The sequence below is a fragment of the Pseudomonas sp. ICMP 561 genome (assembly GCF_002699985.1).
Lineage (GTDB): Bacteria > Pseudomonadota > Gammaproteobacteria > Pseudomonadales > Pseudomonadaceae > Aquipseudomonas > Aquipseudomonas quasicaspiana.
This window is the reverse complement of record NZ_LKBT01000044.1, coordinates 1-758: the sequence shown is the minus strand read 5'-3', so window position 1 is coordinate 758 and position 758 is coordinate 1. Positions and strand designations below refer to the sequence as shown.

The window sequence follows — 758 nt, the reverse complement described above, 5'->3', positions numbered from 1 at the left end:
TCAGTTAAGCTCCGTTGGTTTTTTCTTTGGATATTTGACCGGCCTTGGTTTGACCACTCGGGGGTAAGCTCGCTTACGCCTGGGTGGCAGCATGAAGTGCTGTGCCTGTGTTCTTAGCTCCGCCAAACGTTTGGGGATCGTGCCCGGTGTTTCGGTCGGACAAAAGCGCAGCGCATTGGCTATAGCCTGAGACAGCCACAAAAAACTCAATCGTTGCGGTGCAACCTTCATTTCCTCAGCCATAAGGCGCATTTCTTGGCGGATCAAGTTGTACGCCAACAAGGTGCCCCAAAGCTCCTGACGGACTAGTTCAGGCTGCTTGCTGCGCAATTGCTCACCGTTGAGCAGGTTTTGTTTGATCTCTCTAAAACCCAGCTCTATTTCCCAACGCTCGTTGTAATGTGCGGCTACTTCGTTTGCTGGATAACGCTTGGCGTCGATCATTGAGGTGAGGTAGCGACGGGCTTTACCTTCTATCGAGTACTCGATCAATCTGGCCTGCCAGTGTTTGGGAAGATCATCGCGCTGCCTGTGGGCGTCACGAGAAACAGTTAACTGAACTAACCAATCACCTGGCCCCAACTCTTGGAGTATCTCGTATTTAAGCCCGCTACGAGCCCGCATCAACCAATCCCGTTGCGTACCGCTGTGCTCCCAGTCGAGCAGGAATGCTGCAGAATAGTACGCACGATCAAAGATCGTAACCGAATAGTCATCCACTGCTTTTTCCAACCCACGAGCGTGGCTCAGCTCGCCAG

1 protein-coding gene is annotated in these 758 nt (G+C 52.5%); it reads right to left on the bottom strand.

Translation table 11 applies throughout. The features are described from left to right. The coding region (locus AO242_RS21965; protein ID WP_141562235.1) for an IS4 family transposase at positions 1 to 758 on the bottom strand (758 nt) is incomplete at its 5' end.